Genomic DNA, 6,245 nt, shown 5'->3' on the forward strand with positions numbered 1-6,245 from the left:
GTCTGAACCACGTCGGCGGCACGACGGCCGTTTTCGATCACACGGCTCGCCGCGTTCTTGGCCTCGGCGATCGACGGCTGTTCGTTGTTGAGCCAGCGCAGGCAGACGTCGGCATTTGTGATGATCGCGGTGAGGGGCTGGTTGATCTCATGGGCGATCGAGATCACCAGTTCGCCGATGGCAGTCAGGCGCGACATCCGCATCAATTCGGACTGCGATTTTTGCAGCGCGTCGACCAGCGCGTCCTTCTCTTCCAGGAAGGCGTTCTTCAGCGACATCGCCGCCTGTGAGGACAGCAGCTTAAGCACCGACAGTTTGCCGGGCGTGAACACCCCGGCGGCGAGATTGTTCTCCAGAAAGATAATGCCGATCAGCTTGCTGCGCTTCATCAGCGGGAGGCACAGGATTGATCGCGCCTTCAGCCGGGCCACATAAGGGTCGTCAGCAAACCGGCTGACATGAGCGTCGTCGATCGTGATGGCCTCGCCGGTGCGGGCGACGAAGTTGACGATCGATCGGGGCAGTTCGTCTGTCGATGCGATGTCGTCGCGCAGGACGACCTCGATCCCGGATTCGGCGGTCCTGGCTTCGGCCCGGATCGACAGTTCGTCGTCCTGTGGCAGGATCAGCAGGCCTCGCTGCGCGCCCGCGTGCTCGAGCACCAAGGTCATCAGGGTTTCCATCAGCCTCGGCACGCCGGATTCGTTGGAGACCGCCTCGGAGGTGCGCAGCACGGCGGCGAGATCGAAGCTCTCGGCGATGCTTGAAGGAACCTGAGCCGATGCGGAAAGCGCGGCGACGACGTCCGGATACAGGCGATCGATCTGGGCGGCCTTGGCGAACGCCCCCCATTGCTGATAGCCGTCGCGCGCCTTGGCGAGATGGGCGTGGTAGGCGGTGTCGAGGCCCTGTTGCCGGCAGAAGCATGCGGCCAGTTCGTGGGCGATGGCTTCGACCTGTGAGACCCGACCGCGGTGCGACGACGAGATCGCCTGCTGATATAGCCGCAGCGCTTCGAACGGGCGGTGCTGCAGCCGCGCGATTTCGGCTTCCAGCAGCGCTCGCGCTCCTTTGTAGTTCTCGGGGTTATTGATTTCCCAGGTGGCCATTTGCCGATGTGCTTCGGCCAGCAGTTCGGCGAGTTCGGCATACGGCGCGGGCGGCCCAGGCGAGTCCATGTTGGCGGCGCTGATCACGCCGACATAGAAATAGTAGATCGAATATTCGTGGTGGCCGACGGTGCTCCACAGCAGCGGCTGAGCCTTGCGCAGCGCTGCGAATGCCGCGACGTAATCACCGGCGAAATACAGCGCCTGCATCTTGCGGATCCAGAACCAGCACAATGCGATGTCGAGGCTGCGGTTCGCCGCCAGCTCGCGGGCGAATTGCTCTTCGTCGAAGCCCTCGCTGCTCAGCGAACCCAGTGCTACGGTCTCGCCGCGCAGCGATCGCAGGAACTGCAGCTGCGTGGTGATGATGTGGACGATCAGGCCGAACTTCGCCCGCTTCATCAGCGCAAGCCGGGCGGAGGCCTCGACTTCGACTTCGTCGAGCGGATCGCCGGCCGACAGCCGGTTGGTGATCAGGGTGCACGACGAGAAACCCGCATAGGTCAGATCGCCGGTCTCGTTGGCCTCTTCGAAAGCGCGCCGCAGATAGGGCTGAGCCTCGTGTAGGGGGCGAGCCCAAGGCAACACATGGGCGCCGTAGGTCAGGTGGACGCGCGCCTTGTATTGGCCGAAGCCGCGGGTTTCGACCAGGCGTAGCCCGAGGTCGCCAAATTGGAGAGCGGCGGCGTAGTCGCCGAAGCAGGGGCCGACGACCATGCCGAGATACGCATAGGCGAGGGCGGAAGCATCCGTGTTGCCGTGCTGAATACTGAGATTGGCCATTCGGCACAGCAGCAGGCATACTAGATTGAGATCTGTAAAGAACGCCGGCGCCAGCGCCGCCGTCATGACTGAGAGCGCCGCCGATCGCGAGCGATCGGTCGAGATCGGAAGATCGAGCAGGGAGCCGATACTGCGGCCGCCGAGGCGCTGGGTCAGCAGTTGGTATTCGGCGCTCGCCTCCTCGCGGTCCGGATGCCGCGACCAGACGATGCCGACGTCGCGCAAATAGGCGAGACACGCCTCGATTGCGAGATCGCTGCGATCCATCGCGGTATAGAGCGTGATCTGCAGCGCGACCACGGCAGCAATTGCGATTTCGCCACGTGCCTTGGTGACGAGATCGCGCAACCGCTCTTCTGCTTCCGTCAGGGCGCCGGTCAGAAACTCGCATTCGGCGAGCTGATATTCGACGTCGTAGGCCAGATCGGGCTGCTCGGCCCATCGATTCTCGCCGAGCAGGGTGAGCGCTGCCGCGAGGTAAACCCGCGCCGAACTGTAGGCGATCGCCTTCTTGGCGGCGCGGCCAGCTTTCAGATTGTAGCCGGCGGCCAGCACCATCTCCGAGCGGGACGACAGCAGCGACGCCCCGAGATTGTAGTGATTGGCGATGCTGAACAAGGCGTCGGACGAGCTCGGAACGGAATTGGCAAGGTGTCTGGCGATCGCCAGATGCTCGGCCGGCAAATCCGAAGGATCGATCAGCCGATAGGCGGCTTCGCGCACGCGGTCATGCACGAACCGGTAATCGTTCTCAGTGCGCAGCAGCAGTTCGTTGGCGACGAGGTCCTGCAGCGCGCCGTGGACTTCCTCCACGGTGATGTCGCGGAGCTGCGCTAGCAGGCAGGCTTCAGCGTTCATACCGAGGGCAGAGAACGTCTGCAGCACGTCTCGGGTGCGGGGCGGGAGTCTGTGAAGCTTGCGGCTCATCAGATCGACGACGTTGTCGGTGAAGCCCTTCTGGTCGATCAGATCGACGTTCCAGATCCACTCGTGATGCAGCAGATGGAAGCTCACGAGCTGCTCGTCGACCAGGGACGAAAAGAACTGAATCGCGAAGAATGGATTGCCGCCCGTCTTGCGATGGATCAGTTCCGCCAGCGGGACTACATGGTCAGGCTCGGCGCGCAGCACGTCGGCGACCAGCGCGCAGATGTCGTCTGCGCTGAGCGACGCGAGGCGGATCTCCTCGATATGCGACACGCTGTGCCGGATCTCCGCCAGCGCGCAGGAGAGCGGATGGCTGTCGTCCACTTCATTATCGCGGTAGGCGCCGACGACGAGAAGATGACGGGTGTCGATGTTTTGCGCGAGCCGCACCAGAAATTCGGAGGTCGCCTTGTCCAGCCATTGCAGGTCGTCGAGAAACAGCACCAGCGGATGCTCGGCACGTGCGATCGCGGCGAGGAAGCGGGCCAGCACAGCTTCGAACAGGCTCTTGCTCTCCTGCGGCGGCAGCTCCGGCAGCGGCGGCTGATCGCCGATCACCAAGGCGAGGTCCGGGACCAGATTGACCATCAGCTCGCCGTGCTCGCCCACCGCGTCCTGCAGCGTGATGCGCCAATGGTCGAGCGTCGCGCGGTCGAGGCCGAGGATCTGGCGCACCAGGGAGCGAAAGGCTTGGGCCAGGGTGGCGAATGGGATGTCGCGCTTGTACTGATCAAACTTGCCGGCGATGAACCAGCCATTGGTCGGCGCAAGGCTCTTGCGCAGTTCGTTGACCACCGATGATTTGCCGGCGCCGGAATATCCCGAGATCAGGACCCATTCGGTGGTGCCGGTCGAGGCGGCGCGATGATAGGCGGACAGGATCACGTTGATCTCGGCCTCGCGGCCGTACAGCTTCTCCGGCATTCGTACGATGCCGGCGGCGTCGTGCTCGGTCAGACGGACGCCGGCCGTTGTGCCGTTGGTCTCCCACGCCGCGAGGCAGGCTCGCAGATCGCGCTCGACGGCGAGCGCGGTCTGATAGCGGTCATCGGCGGATTTTTCGAGCAGCCGAAATGCAATCCGTTCGACCGCGATGGTGGCCGCGGAAGCGTTTGGCAGCGGGTTCGGTCTTCGGGCGATGTGATAGTGGATCCACTGGCCCGGGCTGGAGGCGAAGAACGGCAGGCTGCCCGAGGCTAGCATCTGGTAGAGCAGAATGCCGAAGACATAGAGATCGCTCCGCGCATCGATCGAGCGATTGAGCCGCCCGGTCTGTTCCGGCGACATGTAGGTCGGCGATCCGGTCTCACTCCCAGCGATATCGGGACGTTCGCGATTGAGCCGCGAGGCGCAGGCGAGACATGTCAGCCAAACCCGATCGGATGGGTCGATCCAGACCGCGGCCGGATTCAGATTGCGGTGGATCAGGCCTTGGCCGTGAATGTGTCCGAGCGCCTGCGCGATGCCGATGCCCCAACGTAACAGCCGCGCCACCGGCAGCGGCTGCCCAAGCTTCTCGGACAGAGGCTCGGCGTCGTGGTCATCGATGATCAGCGCGGCGCGGCCGTCGATCGTCACCAGTTCGCGCGGGCGGAGGACGTAATCAGCATCGAGATCGCGGGTGAGGGCGAATTCACGGGCGAGCTGCTGCGCAGCTGACGGATCGTCGAGATCGGCCATCACCACCAGGCTCGGTGGAGCCATGCTGTCGGCTTGGCGCCGAAAGACGCTCAAGCCGCCTTCGCGCCGCACCAACTCCATCGGGGCGTCGATCTGTTTCACGGCACCGATCCAGTTGTGGCGCTCGGCCTGCCAATCAGGCCCGGCCATCAGGGCCGGATGCCAGCGCGCGCTGAATGCAGTGTACCAGAGTTTCCGCGTCGAAAGGCTTGCTCAGGAATCCGATCGCGCCGAGGGCGCGGGCTCTAGCTTCGATCCGCTCGTCCGGGAACGCGGTGATGTAGATCACCGGCGGCGCGCCACCTTCGGCGGTCAGACGGGCATGGAGGTCGACGCCGCTGACTTCGGTCATCTGTACGTCGGTGATCAGGCAAGAGGTCGTCGAGCGGGCGTCGGAGGCCAGGAATTGCTGTGCCGATGCAAAGCCGCGCGCCGTGTGTCCGAGCGAGCGGATCAATCCTTCGATGGCGATCCGGACGTTTTCGTCGTCGTCTATCACCGTAACGATCTTGCCGATGGTCATTTCTGCCATCCTCAAGAGTGATGCAGCACGAGCCGACGTCGAGGGACTCTGGGGCACCCGTTCCTGCAATATAAGTCATACGATGGTTTTACGTTGCTTCCCCAGCGCGCGGCGCGAGAACTTCGGCCATTCGCACCAGATCGGCGAGGGATCGGGCGCCCATCTTCTTCATCACGCGGCCGCGATGAATCTTCACGGTGATTTCGCTCAATCCGAGATCGGCGGCGACGTTCTTGTTCATCGATCCTGCGGAAACCAATTCGAAGATCTGTTTCTCGCGGGGGGTAAGAGCGTCGAAGCGTTGGGCGATCTCGTTGCGCTTGCGTTCGGATTCGCGGCGACGCCGATCGAGCTCGATAGCGCCGGACACTGCGTCCAGCATCTCCTGATCGCGGAACGGCTTGGTTAGGAAGTCAACGGCACCGGCCTTCATCCCGCGCACCGTCATCGGCACATCGCCGTAGCCGGTCATGAAGATGATTGGGATCCGGACTTCCAGACGGGACAGCATGTCCTGCAGGTCCAGTCCGCTGGTGCCGGGCAGGCGGACATCGAGGATCAGGCAGTTGGCATCGGGCGGAACACCGGTCGTCAGCAGATCCTGCGCCGATCCGAACAGCGCCACCCGATGCCCCACAGACCTGAACAGGCCTTCCAGCGCTTCTCTGATGCCGGCGTCGTCATCGACGACCACGATCAGGGGACTGGGGAGGGAAGCCATGAAAGGGGTCTGCGTCCTCTGCGATTCCGCACCGCCGAAATCTAATCAAGCTTCGGCGGACAATCCAGTTTTCAGCGCCGACGACGGCTTGGGCGGCGGCTAAAGGCGGCCGGCTATTCGGTTTCGTGCCGAAAGCGCAATGTAAACCTTGGTTTGCTCTCGGCGAAACCAATGCAGCACCGCAGCGCACCTTGGTCCGACTTCAACGTGTCGTCGTATTGTCCTTCAATCAGCGGCAATGACAGCGAGCACCGCACCCAGAGCCGAAGCCATGTCCCGGTTAGCCAGCCCAAGCGATGCCTTTGCGTGTCTGGCGGAGATGCTGCAGGAGGCATCCGACGCTGTCGAGGACGATCCGTTCGCCGCTCGGGCATGCCTGGCCCGGGCGACGATGCTGCTGCGCGAGGTCCAGGCCCGTCATGCGCCGGAGGCGTCCGCCGAACGTCCCGATCAGGCGCAGGCACTGGGGCTAGCGCGCTGGCAGCTCAATCGTGTACTCCTG

General features: G+C 63.6%; 3 protein-coding genes and 1 pseudogene. 1 reads left to right on the forward strand and 3 read right to left on the reverse strand.

Features of this window, described 5'->3' with window-relative positions; translation table 11 throughout:
• The 3 genes from DYI24_RS18970 to DYI24_RS18980 form a co-directional block, all read right to left on the reverse strand.
• On the reverse strand, window positions 1-4,649 hold a 4,649-nt coding region (locus DYI24_RS18970), incomplete at its 3' end, for an AAA family ATPase (protein ID WP_164573413.1).
• Entirely contained in the window at window positions 4,636-5,022 is a 387-nt protein-coding gene (locus DYI24_RS18975) for a response regulator transcription factor (RefSeq protein WP_164573414.1), read from the reverse strand. The genes DYI24_RS18975 and DYI24_RS18970, both read right to left, overlap by 14 nt.
• Before the next feature lie 88 nt (window positions 5,023-5,110).
• A complete protein-coding gene (locus DYI24_RS18980; RefSeq protein ID WP_164573415.1) occupies window positions 5,111-5,743 on the reverse strand; it encodes a response regulator transcription factor in 633 nt (210 codons plus the stop codon).
• 271 nt (window positions 5,744-6,014) lie between these two features.
• Here DYI24_RS18980 and DYI24_RS18985 point away from each other — a divergent pair.
• Window positions 6,015-6,245 (forward strand): annotated as a pseudogene (locus DYI24_RS18985) (helix-turn-helix domain-containing protein); the annotation flags it as partial.

The organism is Rhodopseudomonas sp. BR0C11 (assembly GCF_010820945.1).
GTDB classification, from domain to species: Bacteria; Pseudomonadota; Alphaproteobacteria; order Rhizobiales; family Xanthobacteraceae; genus Rhodopseudomonas; species Rhodopseudomonas palustris_H.